The following is a 14,804-nucleotide window of genomic DNA, read 5'->3' as shown; positions in this document are numbered from 1 at the left end:
CCATTATGTCTGCTATCGTTTGTGGACAGTGTTCACAATTCAACCCTAGGCGCTGTTACGCAAATTTCCAAGCCTTTAGTGCGACAGATTCTTTGGAGGTCAACATGACGATTACCACCACCGCAGCGGGCGACGAGGCCCAACTACGTACGTTGATTGACGAGTGGGCTGCCGCCATCCGCGCCAAGGATGTCGACGCCGTCATGCGTCATTACGCACACGATGTGGTGGTCTTCGATGTGATGCCGCCGCTGTTCGTAAAGGGCGTCGATGCATACCGTCGCAACTGGCAAGGCTGGTTCGACGCACTCGAGGGGCAAGCCGATTTCCAATTCACCGAGCTGCACCTTGAGGTGAGTGGCGATCTGGCCTATTGCTTCAGCGTGAATCGCCTGCGTGCGCGCTATCGCGACGGAGCGAAGCACGATGCGCAGACGCGCGCCACCGTGTGTTTCCGCAAGCACGATGGCCATTGGCAAGTCGTACACGAGCATGCCTCAGTGCCGATGCCGATGCCGATGCCGGTGCCTGAGCCGGCGTGCGGCTGAGCGAGGTTTCCCCCGACCGCGTGGCGCAATGCGCGGCTTTGCAGTCCCCCAAGTCCACCCCAAGGAGTTGTGATGCAAGTTCAACCGTATCTGTTCTTCGAAGGTCGTTGTGAAGAAGCGCTGGAGTTCTACAAGAAGACGCTTGGTGCCAAGGTCGATGTGGTGATGCACTACAAGGATGCGCCCAAGGATGCGCAGCCCACCAGCGAGCAATGCGGCGGCATGGCGCCCCCGCTCGACAAGGTGATGCACGCCGCCTTCCGCGTGGGCGAAACCCAGATCCTTGCCTCTGATGGCATGGCCGGTGGCAAGACGGATTTCAAGGGTTTCGGGTTGTCAGTCAGCGTGCCCGACAACGCCGCGGCCGAGCGCACATTCAAGGCACTCGGTGATGGCGGCCAAGTCACGATGCCGATGTCCGAAACGTTTTTCGCCAACGCGTTCGGCATGGTGACCGACCGCTTTGGCATCACGTGGATGGTGATTGCGCCCAAGCCGATGTAATGGCAAGGCGCATGCAAACGGCCGCCGAGTGGTGGCCGTTCTACGCAAAATCGTAGGGTGCCCGCCTTGGTGCAGGGCGATGGTCCGGTGCTAGACTGCGCGATCACCGGGGCCTTACCAATATCAACGAAACCACCCCCTGGGTGACGACCGGCTGTTCTGGCCGCGACCCTTTGCACGGCATGCGCAAAGGCGTCCTTCACCTCTGCCCCCATCTGTTGGAGCGCTCTTCATGCTGAAGATCATTGCGATCGTCATCGTCGTCGCGATCGTCGCTATGCTGGGTTTTGCGGCCACGCGTCCGGATACCTTCCGCGTGCAACGCGAGATCGACATCAAGGCGCCGCCTGAAAAGGTGTTCGCCCTGATCAACGATTTCCACCGCTGGACGGCCTGGTCTCCGTGGGAAAAGCGTGACCCCGCGATGAAGCGCACCTATGGCGGTCCCGCCAATGGCAAGGGCGCGAACTATGCGTGGGATGGCTCGCGGGAAGTTGGGGCGGGGCGCATGGAGATCGTCGATTCAACGTCGCCCAGCCGCATACAGATTCAGTTGGATTTTTTGAAACCGTTCGAAGCGCGCAACACGGCGGAATTCACGCTCAAGCCTGCCGGCGATGTGACGCACGTGACCTGGGCCATGTATGGCCCGAGCCCATTCATCTCCAAGGTGATGGGTCTGTTTTTCAGTATGGACGCGATGATCGGCAAGGACTTTGAAGCCGGTCTCGCCAACCTCAAATCGGCTGCGCAATCCTGAGCAACATTCAGGCGCGGCGGCCAATCATAGGAGTGACTCCATGACGCATGGCATCGACGAACGCAAGCGCTGGCTTGCCCTCATCGTGCTCTGTCTGGGCGTGCTGATGATCGTGCTGGATACGACCATCGTGAACGTTGCGCTGCCGTCCATCCAGGCAGACCTGGGCTTTACTGAAACCTCGCTCGTGTGGGTCGTCAACGCCTACATGCTGACCTTTGGCGGCTGCCTGTTGCTGGGTGGCCGGCTGGGTGACCTGTTCGGACATCGCAAGCTGTTCCTGCTGGGGCTGACGCTGTTCACGCTCGCTTCGGCTGCGTGCGGGCTGGCGAATTCGCAAGGGCTGCTGATCACGGCGCGCGCCGTGCAGGGGCTGGGCGGTGCGGTGGTGTCGGCGGTGTCGCTGTCGCTCATCATGAACCTGTTCACCTCGCCGGCAGATCGCGCCAAGGCAATGGGCATCTACGGCTTTGTGTGTGCGGGCGGCGGCAGCATCGGTGTGTTGCTCGGTGGCTTGCTGACGAGCACGCTGAGCTGGCACTGGATCTTCCTGGTCAACCTGCCGATTGGCGTGGCCGTGTACGCCGCCTGCGTGGCGTTGTTGCCTGCGGGCAAGCCGTTGGCCGATCGCACGAAGCTGGACGTGGCAGGCGCGATTGCCGTGACCGCGTCGCTGATGCTCGCGGTGTACGCCGTCGTGCATGGCAATGAAGCCGGTTGGACCTCCACGCAAACGCTAACGCAGCTGGGCATGGCCATTGCGCTGATGATCGCGTTCCTGATCATTGAATCTCGCGTGTCGCATCCGTTGATGCCGCTGCACATGTTTGCTCTGCGCAACGTCGCTACGGCCAACGTGGTGGGCGTGTTGTGGGCGGCGGCGATGTTCGCGTGGTTCTTCATCTCGGCGCTGTACATGCAGCGCGTGCTCGACTACAGCGCCATGCAGGTGGGGCTGGCCTTCCTGCCGGCCAACATCATCATGGCGGTGTTCTCGCTGGGTTTGTCAGCCAAGCTGGTGATGCGCTTCGGCATTCGCGCGCCGCTCTCGGTGGGTTTGCTGGTGGCAGGCATTGGGCTGGTGCTGTTTGCGCGCGCGCCTGCGGGCGGCAGCTTTGTGCTGGACGTGCTGCCCGGCATGCTATTGCTGGGCTTGGGCGCCGGTGTGGCATTCAACCCGGTGCTGCTGGCCGCCATGAGCGATGTGGCGCCGGATGAATCGGGCTTGGCGTCGGGCGTGGTCAACACCTCGTTCATGATGGGCGGCGCATTGGGCCTCGCCATCCTGGCAAGTCTGGCTGCCGGGCGCACCGAAGGTCTGGCTGCGGCAGGGGCCGATGCCACGACCGCGCTGAATGGCGGCTATCACCTCGCGTTCCTGCTGGGCGCGGTTGCAGCGGTGCTCGGCTCGGTGCTGGCGGGCGTGTTCGTGCGCACGCGCGCGCACGGAGCGGCGCAGGACGAAGCATCGTCGGCAGCGCCAATCTGAGCCACCGAGAAAGGACCCGAGGAAGGGAGCACACCGCATGTCTCGCAAGAGGCATGTGGTGAAATCCGTTATTGACCGACCGGTCGGACGGTTTATAATCGATCCATCCAAAACACGGTGCGCATGACGTCCCGTGCACATGCCACGCAAGCGGCCGGAGGATCGCATGTACACCCAAAGCCTCGACCAGCCTGGCGGTCTGCCCGCGGAGCGGGAACTGGCCGCCGCCTCCCAAGGCGAAGCCGATTTGCAGGCGCGGTTTGACGCCCGCATCGGCGCAGACCAAAAAATCGAGCCGCAAGACTGGATGCCCGCGCCGTACCGTAAGACGCTGCTGCGGCAGATTTCGCAGCACGCGCATTCCGAGGTGGTGGGCATGCTGCCCGAGGGCAACTGGATCAGCCGCGCGCCGTCGCTCAAGCGCAAGGCCATCCTCCTTGCCAAGGTGCAGGACGAAGCGGGCCACGGCCTCTATCTCTATTCCGCCGCAGAAACACTCGGCAGCTCGCGCGACGAGATGATCGACGCGCTGCACGAAGGTCGCGCAAAGTATTCGTCGATCTTCAATTACCCGACGCTCTCCTGGGCAGACGTGGGCGTGATCGGCTGGCTCGTCGATGGCGCGGCGATCATGAATCAGGTGCCGCTGTGCCGCTGTTCGTATGGGCCATATGCGCGCGCCATGATCCGCATCTGCAAGGAAGAATCGTTTCACCAGCGTCAGGGCTATGAGTCGTTACTGACGATGATGGGCGGCACGCGGGCGCAGCGCGACATGGTGCAGGAATCCGTCAACCGCTGGTGGTTCCCGGTGCTGATGATGTTTGGGCCGCCCGATACCGCGTCGCCCAACAGCGCGCAGACCATGGCCTGGGGCATCAAGCGCATCTCGAACGACGATCTGCGGCAGCGCTTTGTCGATGCCACCGTCGAGCAGGCGCGCGTGCTCGGCGTGACGCTGCCCGACCCGGGCCTCACATGGAACGAAGCGCGCGGCCATTACGATTTCTCGCCGCTCGATTGGTCCGAGTTCAAGCGCGTGCTGGACGGCCACGGCCCGTGCAACCGCGAGCGCCTCGCCACGCGCAAGCGCGCACACGAAGAGGGCGAATGGGTGCGCGAAGCAGCGCTCGCCTATGCGCGCAAGCAGGCCGAACGCGCTACCGCCAACCAACAAGCTGCCTGAACGGGAAGGAGCCCAACATGCATCAACACGAATGGCCCCTGTGGGAAGTGTTCATCCGCAGCAAGCAGGGCCTGGAGCACAAGCACTGCGGCAGCCTGCACGCGGTGGACGCCAAGCAGGCGCTGCAGATGGCGCGCGACGTCTACACGCGCCGGCAGGAAGGCGTCTCGATCTGGGTGGTGCCATCGGCCGCCATCACCGCCAGCGAACCTGACGACAAGCCGATGCTCTTCGACCCGATGGCCGACAAGATCTATCGGCACCCGACGTTCTATCGGCTGCCCGATGAAGTCAATCACATGTGAGCCGCGGTCATGACTTTCGACGCGCATCTGCAATACATCCTTCGCCTGGCCGACAACGCGCTCATCCTCGGCCAGCGCAACGCGGAATGGACGGGCCATGGCCCCGTGCTGGAAGAAGACATCGCGCTGTCCAACCTGAGTCTTGACCTGATCGGCCAGGCGCGGTTGCTCTACACGCACGCGGGGCAGATCGAAGGCACGCTCACCGGTACGCCGCGCACGGAAGACGACTACGCCTATTGGCGCGCCGAGCCCGCTTTCCGAAATTACACGCTGCTCGAGCTGCCGCATGCAGGGCCGATGGTGGCGACCTCCGCAGCCGCACGCGACTACGCCGTCACCGTCGTCCGCCATTTCCTGTACGCCGCATTGATGGTGCCGCTATGGGAAGCGTTGACGCGTTCGACCGATACCGAACTGGCTGCCATTGCCGCCAAATCGGTGAAGGAGATGCGTTACCACCTCGCCCATACGCGCGACTGGCTCGTGCGCTTCGGTGACGGCACTGACGAATCGCATGCGCGTGTTCAGGCTGCGCTCGATTGGCTGATGCCGTACACCAACGAATACTTCGCAGCGGACGATGTTGAAGCTGCCGTGGCCGAGGCTGGCATCGGCGTGCGTCCGGCAGACCTGCGAGACGCATGGGAAGCCACCGTGCGTGACGCGCTGGACGAGGCCACGCTGCGCTGGCCTGAGCCCGGTCCCTATGTCAGCACCGGCAAGCACGGCGTGCATTCCGAGCATATGGGCTATCTGCTGGCCGAGATGCAGGGATTGGCGCGCCAGTTTCCGGGGGCATCGTGGTAAGCGAGCGGGTGGACCGCGCGCGTATCGCGCTGGAGGCCGTGACCGATCCGGAGATTCCCGTGGTCACGCTCGCCGAGCTTGGCATCCTGCGCGATGTGCAGCTCGACGAGGCCGGCACACTGGTGGCAACGATCACGCCCACGTATTCCGGCTGCCCGGCCATGGAGCAGATTGCCGATGATGTGAGCCGCGCGTTGCAGGCGGCAGACGTGGGTGCGTATCGCGTGCACTCGGTGCTGTCGCCGGCATGGACGACGGATTGGATTACCGCTGAAGGGCGCCGCAAGCTGCGCGACTTTGGTATCGCGCCGCCGGCACATGTGGCCGAAGTGGATGGCGCCCGCCCAATTCGTCTCACGCGCCCCGCGCAGGCCGAGCACATTGCCTGCCCGCAATGCGGATCGCACGATACGGTGCTCATTTCCGCCTTCGGTTCGACAGCTTGCAAGGCGCTGTACCGCTGCCGCGCCTGTCGCGAGCCGTTCGACTATTTCAAGCCCTACTAAGCCCCGCCGAGCCCGACCGCCATGACTCCGCAATTCCACCCTTTGCGCGTTGCCGAAGTGCGCGGCGAAACGGCCGATACGATTTCCGTGCGCTTTGACGTGCCGGACGATCTGCGGGATGCATATCGCTTTACGCAAGGCCAGTTTCTGACGCTGCGTGTGCCGCCCGGCCAACTGCCCGGACAGGAAGAACTACGGCGCTCGTATTCCATCTGCTGCGCCGTACAGGACTATGACGCGCACGGCGAACTGCGTGTGGCGGTCAAGCGTGTCGATGCCGGGGTCTTCTCCAACCACCTGCACGACCGCATTCGCGTCGGCCAGACGCTCGATGTGCTGCCGCCGGACGGCCGCTTCTACGTACCGCTGGCGGCCGAAAGCGCGCGCCACTACGTTGCCTTTGCAGCCGGCAGCGGCATCACGCCCATCCTCTCGCTCATCAAGACGACGCTGGCGGCAGAGCCGCAGAGCCGTTTCACGTTGGTCTACGGCAATCGCAGCGTCGACAGCATCATCTTTGGCGAGGCGCTCGAAGACCTGAAAGACCGCTACCTCGATCGCTTCGCGCTGTATCACGTGTTGTCGCGCCAGGCGCAAGAGATCGCGCTGTTCAACGGGCGGCTCGACGTCGCGAAGGCGCGCGCTTTTCTGGACACGCTGATCCCGCCCGACGATATTGATGCCGCCTTTATCTGTGGCCCGTCGACGATGATCGATGCGGTGGAAGCGGCGCTGCTCGAGCGCGGGGTACCGCGCGAGCGTGTGCATGCCGAGCGCTTTGGCGTTCCGGTGGGCGATGCGACGGCAGCGGCCAAGCCGCGCAGGCATGCCGCAGTGGCGGGTGATGTGGCGCTCACGGTGGTGCTCGACGGGAAATCGCACGAAGTGCCCATGGCGGGCGACGCCAAGGTGCTCGACAGCGCGTTGAACGCGGGGCTCGATTTGCCCTATGCGTGCAAGGGCGGCGTGTGCTGTACGTGCCGTGCCAAGGTGCTGGAAGGCCGTGTAGAGATGGACAAGAACTTCACGCTGGAAGACTGGGAAATCCAGCAAGGGTTTGTGCTGACCTGCCAGGCGCGGCCACTCACGCAGCGCGTGGTGGTCAGCTATGACGAGCGTTGAACGTCAACCTTTTCTGGCGCCTGAGCCGCTCAGCCCGTCTTCCAGCATGTCGATCACCATTTCCGCATAGCCCTCATACGAGAGTGGCCCGTCAGGTTTGAGCCAGGTGAACGTCCAGTTCATCATGCCGAACAGCATCATCGTGATGGGCGTGCGGTTGGCTTCATCCACCTTGTCCGGGTAAGCCGCGCCAAGTTGCCGGCCCACGGCCGCCACCACGTCCCGCTCGCGCGCGAGCACGATGTCGCGCTGCTCCGGCGCCAGGTATTTCACGTCATTGAGCAAAGCCACATGCCGGGTGCGCGACGTGGCGTATTCGGCCAGGAACGTACGGACCAGCAGATGCAGCGTGGCACGCGCCGAAAGTTTGGCGTGCCGCGCGTCGCTCTCGGCGCGTTCAACCAGATCGGCCAGCCGGCGCGTGTAACGGTCCAGCAGGTCGAACAGGATGGCTTCCTTGCCTTCGTAGTAGTGATACAGGCGCGATTTGGAGCCGCCGCATGCAGCGGCAAGCTGGTTCATCGACACGCTCGGGTAGCTGTCGGCCGCAAAGGCTTCGGCGGCGGTGTCGAGCACGCTTTCTCGGCGCAGCTCGAATTCGTCTTCGTTCTTGACGCGGGACATGGCTGGCGGCACATCGGTTGGATGGCCGCCATGTTAACCGGCTGGGTTGCCGCGTGTCGATGCCGCGTCGATGCATCAAGCCGTTTCGTGCACGGCCAGGAAGTCCAGCACGGCGTCCATAAATGCGTCCGGCAGCTCCACGTTGGCGAGGTGCACGGTGTCCAGCAGGTGCAGTTGCGCTCCTGGAATGGCGGCGGCAATTTCCTCGCCGTGGCGGGCGGACGTCACGGTGTCGTGCTGGCCGGCAATGACGAGCGTCGGATGCGTGATCAGCGTGATCGTGCGGCGCAGGTCGGAATCGCGCACCGCCGTCCAGCCGCCGATGATGCCCTCGCGCGGCGTTGCCAGCAGCGTGCGGCGGAATGGCTCAACGGCCGGGTCGTTGGCTTCGAGCATGCGCGCCGGAAACCAGTTGCGCAGGAACGTTTCGGTCGTCGCGTGCATGTCGGGTGCCCGGTTCAGCTCGGCGATGGCCTGATCGAAATACTGCGTCGGGCCGATGTGCGCAGCGGTGTTGGAAAGAATCAGCCGGTCGATGCGCTCCGGCACGTGGATCGCCAGCCATTGCGCGACGATGCCGCCCAGCGACAACCCCAGCATATGCACGCGTTGGATGCCCAGCGCATCAAGCAGCTCCACAACGTCACGCCCAAGCCGGTCCATCGAGTAGGCCCCAGCGGGGGCGCCCGAGGCGCCATGGCCACGCGCGTCGTAGCGCAGCACGTGAAAGTGCTCGGCCAGGCGTGGCACGGTCACGTCCCACATGTGCAGGTCGGTGCCGATGGAGTTGGACAGCAGCAGCACGGGCTTGTCCGCCGCGCCGTCGAAGCGATAGGCGATGCGCGTGCCGTCACCGGTGGTGATGAAGGAAAGGTCGTTGCGGATGGTCATGATGGGCTCCTGAGAAAGACGGTTGAAACGGTTGGGATGTCGTCATCCTAGAAGCCGATGAGATTCGTGGATACTATGAAGTTCTGACGAACTTTGTAGGTTTTGCCGACAATGCAGAACTTCACGCTCCACGAACTGCAGTGCTTCGATGCGGTGGTGACTGGCGGTAGTTTTCAAGCGGCCGCTGACCGGTTGCATCGCTCGCACCCTTCGGTGTTTGCGGCGGTCGCCAAGCTGGAGGGGCAGGTGGGTTTGAGCCTGCTGGACCGCAGCGGCTATCGCGTGCGCTTGACGGAAGCGGGGCGGTCGTTTCATCGCAAGGTGCAGTCTGTGCTGCGCGAGAGCGATGAACTGCGAACCCACGCAAAGCAGCTGGCGATGGGCGAAGAAGCCGAATTGCGTGTGGTGCTGGGTGACTTGTGCCCGCTGCAGCCCGTGCTGGCATTGCTCAGCGAGTTCTTCGGCCAGTGCCCGCAGACGCGCCTGCAATTGCAGTTTGAAGCCGTCACCGGACCGTGGGAGCGCTTGCTTGAAGACGACACCGACCTGATCGTCCATCGCGTGCCAAAGGGCGACGTGCGCATGGAGTGGATCGACCTGGGCAAGATCGCCATGGTGCCCGTGGTGGCGCCGGATTTTCTGCCGTTCCCCATTACGTCATCCATTACGCCGCAGCAGATGCAGCGCTTCATGCAGTGCGTCATCAACGACTCGGCACGAAACCCGCCGGAGCAATCCCACTACGTCATCGAAGGGGCGCCGCAGTGCGCCGTGCCAGATCAGTTGATGAAGAAAGAGCTGATCCTCCACGGAATGGCGTGGGGGCATCTGCCGCGTTTCCTGATCGATGCGGAATTGCGCGAAGGGACATTGCTGTCGATTGCGGGACGGCATTTTCCTGGCATGGTGCAGGAGCTGGCGGTTGCGCGGCGGCGGGATCAGCCGCACGGGCCGGTCGCCAATCGGCTGTGGGACTTCCTCGGCGACCACGCACCGGTGCTCAAGCCGGCGTTGGGCCGCATGCCGCGTCAGGCAGCCGCGGCCATCAGAAAGCGGGGGTAATCCGGCGCCTTGCCGATCCCTTCGTGCCTTGGCAGGCATGTCATCTAGTCGACTTGGCGGAGTGCCCGCTGCGCGGTTCCGGGCTATAACGATTCATGCCTGACCCTCCGTCGGGCAAAGGTGGTGAACGATGGCTGCGCATGGCACCGACCAGGTCTTCTCTGGCTCCATTCCCGAGCTGTATGACACGCTGCTGGTCCCGTTGATCTTCGAGCCGTATGCGGTGGACATGGCCGCACGGGCGGCGTCATGTCAGCCGCAGCGCGTACTGGAAGTTGCCGCAGGTACCGGAGCCGTGACGCGCGCACTGGCGCGTGCGCTGCCTGCAACCACGGAGATTGTCGCGACCGACCTCAACCTGCCGATGCTCGATCGCGGGGCTGCCGTGGGCACAGATCGGCCCGTGACATGGCAGCAGGCCGACGCCCAACAACTGCCGTTTGCCGACGGCTCTTTCGATTTGGTCATCTGCCAGTTTGGCGCGATGTTCTTCCCCGACCGAGCCAGGGCCTTTGCTGAGGCACGGCGGGTGCTGACCCCGGGCGGCAAGCTGCTCCTGAGCGTGTGGGGCCGGATTGAAGACAACGACTTTGCAAATGTGGTGACGAAAGCGCTGGCGAAACGCTTTCCCGAGAATCCGCCGATGTTTCTGGCGCGTACGCCGCATGGTCATTACGATCCGGTGCCGATTCAAGCCGACGCGCGCGCGGGCGGCTTTACCGCAGAGTTCATGTACGACGTTGTCCCAGCGCGCAGCCGGGCAGACACGGCGCGCGCGGTCGCTATTGCGTACTGCCAGGGCACGCCGGTGCGCGGCGAGCTGGAGGCATTCGGCCCCGATGCGCTGGCCGACGCCACCGACGTATGTACCGATGCATTGACGGCGCAGTTTGGCGCCGGCCCGGTCGACGGCAAGATCCAGGCGTTGATGTTCAGCGTGACAGCTTGAGGTGAGCAGGTAGCGGCATCGGTATCGCGTTACGTGGTGCAGGTGGTGCAGAGGCGTCGTTGCTCAAGATTCTTGTTGACCCAGGTGCGTACGCGAGCTGTGTCGACGGTTGCGCATCCAGTCGACGGCGCGGCGGCCCAGAGCGATGGACGGCAATTCGACATAACGATGCAGGAGCATTGCCAATACCAGCGTCAACGCAAGGTTGACGGCAAACAGCATCAGTTGCGTGCCGATCCACTCTGGCGCCAGCCTGTCCACCAGGCGGTGCGTGGCTTCGATCACGCTGGGGTGCACGAGGTAGAGCGCGTACGACAGCTCACCCAGCCAGACTGCGACGCGCGGCACGCGAAGCTCGCCGCAGTGCTCCATGGCCACCATGCCGATCAACAACGCGCCTGCTGGCAGCCCGCGGGCAAGCAGATCGAACTTGGGTACGGGGCCAACGACCGACATCACGAACGTTGCCACGCCTACCGCCATCAGCATCCGCGCAAAGACCGGCGTTAGGCGATGCCGATGCGCCGCATACAGCCACGCCAGCCCCGCGCCCAGCAGGAACTCCAGCACAAGCGGATTGGCTGCCATGGCCTGCAGCGGTGTTGCCCAGTCGTACAGTGCTTCCGGGTTGCGCTGTACGACGCCGCTGTGCCAGAACGGCACGATGATCGTCGTCGTGAACAGCGCCAGGGCCACCAGCCCCAGCGCCCGCCGCCCGAACAGCGCCAGCCCGATCGCACACAACGCATAGAAGAACACTTCGTAGTTGAGCGACCAGCCCACATACAGCGCCGGATATCCGAAGTACGGCGCATCCACATTGGCCTGCGGCGCAAACGCAAGCGAGGTGAGCAGCACGCCCGCAGACACCGGGTTGAGCCACGTGGAGTGCAGCACCGACATCAACCAATAAGGCGGCACAAGCCGGAACGCACGCTTGACGAGAAATTCGCCGGCCGGCTCAGGCCCCTTTGGGCCAAGAATGGCGACCCACGCAATGATGAAGCCGCTGATGACGAAGAACACATCCACGCCCACATGCCCGCGCTTGATCACATGCGTGGTCAGCCACGCCAGGGCAGGGATGTCGGCATGGGCCAGGGCGAGCCCGGAGTGGTACACCACCACATACAGCGCGGCAAAGCCGCGCAGCGCCTGAATGCTGAGAAGGGAAGACGAAGATCGGTTCACGCAGGATGGACGACCGTGGCGCAATCAAGGTTCCGCCGCTGTCGCGTTATCGACAAGCCAATCTGGGTAGCAAGCGGCGTGCCGCGCGGGGACTACTCCGGTGCGGCGCAGTTGGCTGCGCGTTCCAGCAAGAGCGCGCGTTCTTGCCGATTGTGTGCAAGCGCTGCTGCGCGTTCGTACTCCGCGCGGGCCTCCGCCGGGCGGTTGAGGCGCGCAAGGAAATCGGCGCGCACGCTGGGCAACAGGTGATAGCTGCGCAGCGCGGGTTCGGCCAGCAGCGTATCGACAATCTCAAGCCCTGCCTGCGGGCCATACGCCATGGCTACCGCCACGGCGCGGTTCAGTTCGACGATGGGCGATGGCGTGAGCTGCGCCAGTGCGTCGTATAGCGCGGCAATGCGCGCCCAGTCGGTTTGCTCGGCGGTGCGCGCACTGGCATGACATGCCGCAATGGCCGCCTGCAGCCCATAAGGGCCAAGCCCGCGCCCGCACGCTTCAGCTTGTGCCAACGCCGCAAAGCCACGCTGGATAAGCAGGTAATCCCAACGGCTGCGGTCCTGCTCCATCAGTAGGATGGGCCGGCCGCCCGGGCCCACGCGTGCACGCAGGCGCGAGGCCTGCAACTCCATCAGCGCGAGCAGGCCATGCACTTCCGGCTCGCCCGGCATGAGCCCTGCCAGGATGCGGCCCAGGCGCTGCGCCTCTTCACATAGCGTGGGGCGCGTCCAGTCGTCACCGGTGGTGGCGGCATAGCCTTCGTTGAAGACGAGATAGATCACCTGTAGCACGGCCGACAGCCGCTCGGGCAACGCATCCGGCTCGGGCAGCTCGAACGGCACGCGTGCGGCGGCAAGCGTCTTCTTCGCGCGCACGATGCGCTGCGCCACCGTCGGCTCCGGCACCAGAAAGGCGCGGGCGATCTCGTCCGTGGTCAGCCCGCCAAGCAGTCGCAGCGTTAGCGCCACGCGGCCTTCGTGCGGCAGCACCGGATGGCACGAGATGAAGACCAGCCGCAGCAGATCGTCGCCAATGACCGCATCGCGCGCTGTTTCGGCATCGGCCTGGGCAAGCTCCTGTTCGATTTCCAGTTCGATGGCCAACAGCGCATGCTTTTGCTCCGCCAGCGTGTGATGGCGCAGCCGGTCAATGGCCCGGTGTTTGGCGGTGGCCGTGAGCCACGCGGCCGGGTTGTCGGGGATACCCGATGCGGGCCATTGCTCCAGCGCCGCGACCAGCGCATCCTGCGCCAGCTCTTCGGCCAGCCCCACGTTGCGCAGCAGGCGGGCAAGCCCGGCAATGATCCTGGCCGATTCGATGCGCCACACCGCATCGATGGTGCGATGGACGGCGAGCGCATCGGGCGTCGAACCGGCCATGACGGCGCCGCTTATTGCTGCTTGGCCGCCAGTTCTGCGCGCAGGCGTTCTTCGCGCTCGCGGGCTTCGGGTGTGAACTCCGCACCAAAATCTTCCGCTTCAAACACGCGCCGGATTTCCAGGCGCACGTTGCCGCCGGCATCCAGTGCCGGCCAGCGCTTGACCCACTCAAGTGCTTCTTCTTCGGACTTGACTTGCAACATGGTGTAGCCGGCGATCAGCTCCTTCGCCTCAGCAAACGGGCCATCGATCACCGTCGGCTTGCCGCCCTTGAATTCCACGCGTGCGCCGCGCGAACTGGGGTGCAGCCCTTCGCCGCCCAGCAGCACGCCTGCCTTGGCCAAGTCTTCCATGTACTTGCCCATGGTGGTGAGCAGTTCTTCGCTCGGCATGACGGAGGCTTCGGTGTCTTTGTCGGCCAGTCGCAGAATCATGAATCGCATGGTGTTTCTCCTTGGGTGCGTTGGGTTGGAGGCGACGCATGATGTTCGCGCCTCTACTTGCACGTCGAATGAAGAGTGGGCGCAATCGACAGACCCGGCAACCAAAAGTGTAACAACATGTAACGGAGTGACGCCTGGAGATACCTTTCAGCCAATCAACGGCATTTGACCTCGTAGTCGACAACGTGCGGCGGGTCGTCCTCCCCGGCGGTGGTCACGGTCAGCTTGCCGGCAGGGCCGGTGTAGCTGAAGTCGCAGTAGGCGAGGCCCGTGCCGGCACAGTTCTCGGTTTCTACTAGACCCTGCTTGACTAGGGCGCTCTGGCGGGGCTCTCCGTTGGGGCCGCCTCGTACAGGCTTCCAGCCCTTGGCGGCGAGTGCCTTGCGGGCCTTGTCGATTGCCATGCCGTAGATGGTCGGTACTTTGGCGCGGCCGTGGCAGACGGCATCTTCGTCGGCAATTTTGCTCAGGTGCACCGTGCCATCAGCGTCGACACGCAAGTCACCAACCGGAGAAGTGACCATGTCGCCGTCCCACACGCGTACGGTGCCGCCTTCGAGCGCGGTGAGGGTGCCGATGGCGGTGTCTTCTGCGGATTTACCGTAGGCCAGCGCGACGAGCTTGTCGTTGTCGAACACGGCCACGTTGCCTTGCGTGATGCTGCAGGTCGCGCTGGTACCGGCCTCCAGACGGCCCGCAAAACTGATGGCGCGATACGTGCCGGAAGATGCCGAGCCAAGCGGCACATCGGCCATGACCGCCCAGCCTTGTGCCGCCACTTGCTTAGCTGCGGCCGACGCCGGCTTCATGACGGCCTGTGGGCAGTCAGCTCGGTCGCTCTTGCTGCCATTGGCCTTGGGCAGCACGTTCAGCGTCTTGATGCGGATGTCCTTTACATCGGAAGCCACACGCAGGGCGTTCGTTTGCGCCAACGCTGGCAACGTAAGTGCGAGGCTTAGCACCAAGACGGCACCATGCACGGTGCTCGGCAAAGGTTTCACAGAGGTGGAATTTGGCATGGAGTGGCGTTGCATGGGA

General features: G+C 63.9%; 17 protein-coding genes. 11 read left to right on the top strand and 6 right to left on the bottom strand.

The window, feature by feature from the left end; translation table 11 throughout:
* Nucleotides 1-104 precede the first annotated feature (104 nt).
* From NG898_RS17705 to paaE, 9 genes are all read left to right on the top strand, one after another.
* Nucleotides 105-548, top strand: coding sequence for a YybH family protein (locus tag NG898_RS17705; RefSeq protein WP_252693672.1), 444 nt, complete (start codon nt 105-107; stop codon nt 546-548).
* A 72-nt stretch (nt 549-620) separates the two neighbouring features.
* Nucleotides 621-1,052 (top strand): VOC family protein, encoded by a 432-nt coding sequence (locus tag NG898_RS17700; protein ID WP_252693671.1) that lies wholly within the window; start codon nt 621-623, stop codon nt 1,050-1,052.
* Nucleotides 1,053-1,284: 232 nt separating this feature from the next.
* Nucleotides 1,285-1,812, top strand: a complete 528-nt coding sequence (locus NG898_RS17695) for an SRPBCC family protein (protein WP_252693670.1) — start codon at nt 1,285-1,287, stop codon at nt 1,810-1,812.
* Nucleotides 1,813-1,852: 40 nt separating this feature from the next.
* On the top strand, nt 1,853-3,301 hold the full coding sequence (locus NG898_RS17690; protein ID WP_252693669.1) for a DHA2 family efflux MFS transporter permease subunit: 1,449 nt from the start codon (nt 1,853-1,855) through the stop codon (nt 3,299-3,301).
* A 166-nt stretch (nt 3,302-3,467) separates the two neighbouring features.
* Nucleotides 3,468-4,487 carry a 1,2-phenylacetyl-CoA epoxidase subunit PaaA gene (gene paaA / locus NG898_RS17685; protein ID WP_252693668.1) on the top strand — a complete coding sequence of 340 codons (1,020 nt, stop codon included), beginning with the start codon at nt 3,468-3,470 and terminating at the stop codon, nt 4,485-4,487.
* Nucleotides 4,488-4,504: 17 nt separating this feature from the next.
* Nucleotides 4,505-4,792 (top strand): 1,2-phenylacetyl-CoA epoxidase subunit PaaB, encoded by a 288-nt coding sequence (gene paaB, locus NG898_RS17680; protein ID WP_004635034.1) that lies wholly within the window; start codon nt 4,505-4,507, stop codon nt 4,790-4,792.
* Between the two features lie 9 nt (nt 4,793-4,801).
* The gene (gene paaC, locus NG898_RS17675) at nt 4,802-5,602 is read left to right on the top strand and encodes a 1,2-phenylacetyl-CoA epoxidase subunit PaaC (RefSeq protein WP_252693667.1); all 801 of its coding nucleotides are present in this window, start codon (nt 4,802-4,804) and stop codon (nt 5,600-5,602) included.
* Entirely contained in the window at nt 5,596-6,108 is a 513-nt protein-coding gene (gene paaD / locus NG898_RS17670; protein ID WP_252693666.1) for a 1,2-phenylacetyl-CoA epoxidase subunit PaaD, read from the top strand. The genes paaC and paaD overlap by 7 nt, the downstream gene beginning before the upstream one ends.
* A gap of 21 nt (nt 6,109-6,129) precedes the next feature.
* The gene (gene paaE, locus NG898_RS17665) at nt 6,130-7,230 is read left to right on the top strand and encodes a 1,2-phenylacetyl-CoA epoxidase subunit PaaE (protein WP_252693665.1); all 1,101 of its coding nucleotides are present in this window, start codon (nt 6,130-6,132) and stop codon (nt 7,228-7,230) included.
* 3 nt (nt 7,231-7,233) lie between these two features.
* Here paaE and NG898_RS17660 read toward each other — a convergent pair whose 3' ends face one another.
* Both NG898_RS17660 and pcaD read right to left on the bottom strand, forming a co-directional pair.
* Entirely contained in the window at nt 7,234-7,854 is a 621-nt protein-coding gene (locus NG898_RS17660) for a TetR/AcrR family transcriptional regulator (RefSeq protein ID WP_252693664.1), read from the bottom strand.
* Between the two features lie 75 nt (nt 7,855-7,929).
* Nucleotides 7,930-8,745, bottom strand: a complete 816-nt coding sequence (gene pcaD / locus NG898_RS17655; protein WP_252693663.1) for a 3-oxoadipate enol-lactonase — start codon at nt 8,743-8,745, stop codon at nt 7,930-7,932.
* 111 nt (nt 8,746-8,856) lie between these two features.
* Here pcaD and NG898_RS17650 point away from each other — a divergent pair, with 111 nt between their 5' ends.
* Nucleotides 8,857-9,807 (top strand): LysR family transcriptional regulator, encoded by a 951-nt coding sequence (locus tag NG898_RS17650; RefSeq protein ID WP_252693662.1) that lies wholly within the window; start codon nt 8,857-8,859, stop codon nt 9,805-9,807.
* Between the two features lie 130 nt (nt 9,808-9,937).
* Complete coding sequence (locus NG898_RS17645) at nt 9,938-10,756, top strand: class I SAM-dependent methyltransferase (protein WP_252693661.1); 819 nt, start codon at nt 9,938-9,940, stop codon at nt 10,754-10,756.
* A 63-nt stretch (nt 10,757-10,819) separates the two neighbouring features.
* Here NG898_RS17645 and NG898_RS17640 read toward each other — a convergent pair whose 3' ends face one another.
* The 4 genes from NG898_RS17640 to NG898_RS17625 form a co-directional block, all read right to left on the bottom strand.
* Nucleotides 10,820-11,947, bottom strand: coding sequence for an acyltransferase family protein (locus NG898_RS17640; protein WP_252693660.1), 1,128 nt, complete (start codon nt 11,945-11,947; stop codon nt 10,820-10,822).
* Between the two features lie 92 nt (nt 11,948-12,039).
* Entirely contained in the window at nt 12,040-13,323 is a 1,284-nt protein-coding gene (locus NG898_RS17635; protein ID WP_252693659.1) for an RNA polymerase sigma factor, read from the bottom strand.
* A gap of 11 nt (nt 13,324-13,334) precedes the next feature.
* Nucleotides 13,335-13,766 (bottom strand): YciI family protein, encoded by a 432-nt coding sequence (locus NG898_RS17630; RefSeq protein ID WP_252693658.1) that lies wholly within the window; start codon nt 13,764-13,766, stop codon nt 13,335-13,337.
* A gap of 155 nt (nt 13,767-13,921) precedes the next feature.
* Nucleotides 13,922-14,785, bottom strand: a complete 864-nt coding sequence (locus NG898_RS17625) for a hypothetical protein (RefSeq protein ID WP_252693657.1) — start codon at nt 14,783-14,785, stop codon at nt 13,922-13,924.
* Between the last annotated feature and the right edge of the window lie 19 nt (nt 14,786-14,804).

Origin of the sequence: Ralstonia mojiangensis, assembly GCF_023955645.1 — a bacterium.
Classification (GTDB): Bacteria; Pseudomonadota; Gammaproteobacteria; order Burkholderiales; family Burkholderiaceae; genus Ralstonia; species Ralstonia mojiangensis.
This window is presented reverse-complemented; position numbering and strand designations above follow the sequence as displayed.

Bases quoted from the DNA above. Each gene is read 5' to 3' on its own strand.
- NG898_RS17650 (WP_252693662.1), top strand. From the start codon at position 8,857: ATGCAGAACTTCACGCTCCACGAACTGCAGTGCTTCGATGCGGTGGTG.
- NG898_RS17625 (WP_252693657.1), bottom strand. From the start codon at position 14,785: ATGCCAAATTCCACCTCTGTGAAACCTTTGCCGAGCACCGTGCATGGT.
- NG898_RS17695 (WP_252693670.1), top strand. From the start codon at position 1,285: ATGCTGAAGATCATTGCGATCGTCATCGTCGTCGCGATCGTCGCTATG.
- paaA (WP_252693668.1), top strand. From the start codon at position 3,468: ATGTACACCCAAAGCCTCGACCAGCCTGGCGGTCTGCCCGCGGAGCGG.
- NG898_RS17700 (WP_252693671.1), top strand. From the start codon at position 621: ATGCAAGTTCAACCGTATCTGTTCTTCGAAGGTCGTTGTGAAGAAGCG.
- NG898_RS17690 (WP_252693669.1), top strand. From the start codon at position 1,853: ATGACGCATGGCATCGACGAACGCAAGCGCTGGCTTGCCCTCATCGTG.
- NG898_RS17635 (WP_252693659.1), bottom strand. From the start codon at position 13,323: ATGGCCGGTTCGACGCCCGATGCGCTCGCCGTCCATCGCACCATCGAT.
- pcaD (WP_252693663.1), bottom strand. From the start codon at position 8,745: ATGACCATCCGCAACGACCTTTCCTTCATCACCACCGGTGACGGCACG.
- paaE (WP_252693665.1), top strand. From the start codon at position 6,130: ATGACTCCGCAATTCCACCCTTTGCGCGTTGCCGAAGTGCGCGGCGAA.
- paaC (WP_252693667.1), top strand. From the start codon at position 4,802: ATGACTTTCGACGCGCATCTGCAATACATCCTTCGCCTGGCCGACAAC.
- paaB (WP_004635034.1), top strand. From the start codon at position 4,505: ATGCATCAACACGAATGGCCCCTGTGGGAAGTGTTCATCCGCAGCAAG.
- NG898_RS17645 (WP_252693661.1), top strand. From the start codon at position 9,938: ATGGCTGCGCATGGCACCGACCAGGTCTTCTCTGGCTCCATTCCCGAG.
- NG898_RS17705 (WP_252693672.1), top strand. From the start codon at position 105: ATGACGATTACCACCACCGCAGCGGGCGACGAGGCCCAACTACGTACG.
- NG898_RS17630 (WP_252693658.1), bottom strand. From the start codon at position 13,766: ATGCGATTCATGATTCTGCGACTGGCCGACAAAGACACCGAAGCCTCC.
- NG898_RS17660 (WP_252693664.1), bottom strand. From the start codon at position 7,854: ATGTCCCGCGTCAAGAACGAAGACGAATTCGAGCTGCGCCGAGAAAGC.